General features: G+C 46.1%; 1 protein-coding gene. It reads right to left on the bottom strand.

What is annotated here, in order from left to right; genetic code table 11:
- Window positions 1–21 precede the first annotated feature (21 nt).
- Window positions 22–946: chemotaxis protein CheW (locus AB4375_RS03625; protein WP_136974976.1), on the bottom strand; the 925-nt coding region annotated here is incomplete at its 5' end.

The following is a 946-nucleotide window of genomic DNA, read 5'->3' as shown; positions in this document are numbered from 1 at the left end:
TTGTTAGCCCAATGCTTATTACTAGCTTAATGCTTTTACATCTAGCCCTGCGTTTAGCATGGCGATTAATGCTTCAACATGAATCAAAGCACACATTTTTTCTTTTACCATACCAGCGAGCCATGGGCGTTTCCCTGCCATTTCTCGCCAACGTACTTTGTCTGTATTAAGTAGCTCGGTGCCTTTGAGCTCTGTGCCCGCCAGGCCCCACAAGCTCTCTCCAAGCATCACTATATATTGATAGTTTTCTTTGTATTCGTCACCTGATAGTTTCTCAGACATCACCCATTTTGCGGTGTCGACCACATCTAGCTGACTATCACGGTTGGTTTGTAAACCCAAATACCAAGCTGGCTTACCAATGATATGACTTAACTCTTCAAGGCGATGGATGCCGCCAAGCTCATCAAGTGGCACCGCAAAGGTCACGCCGTTTACATCAAAATACAAGACTTGAAAGTCTTCTTTGCGAACCGTACTTTCCCAAGAGGTAAACTGGTCAGCACCTCCTGCTTGAGTTTCGGGTTCAATAACTGTCTCGGGATCAGGAACGTCAAGTTCAGGCTCAACAGCCTTAACTTCTACTTGTTCCGTCTCCAACGATTCAGCTTGTAACTCTTCAATTTGCTGCGATTCAACAGGTGGCTCTAAAACAATTGATAAATCGGGTTCTGGAAGATTCCAATCCTGAATCTCTGGCTCTTCGAACACTTGAACAGACTCAACCGCGGCATCAAACATTTGCATGTCTGCTTGCTGGGCGATTTTCTGGGTGTTCTGATCCATCAACTCATCAAGGTTCAGTTCATCAACAACATTGGTCGCCTCTAAACGGCTGAGTAGTTTCTGAACATCTTCAAGGTTAGGAACCTCAAACTCAGCCGCGCGTATTTCGGCGTAGCTAGAGTGGTGACTCGAAAATTGGCGCTCTGGCTCTGGCTCTGGC

It is taken from the genome of Vibrio sp. 10N.261.51.C6, assembly GCF_041471785.1.
In the GTDB taxonomy this organism is placed as follows: Bacteria; Pseudomonadota; Gammaproteobacteria; order Enterobacterales; family Vibrionaceae; genus Vibrio; species Vibrio crassostreae_C.
Note: the sequence above shows the minus strand (reverse complement) of the source record. Positions and strands in the feature narration are given on the sequence as shown.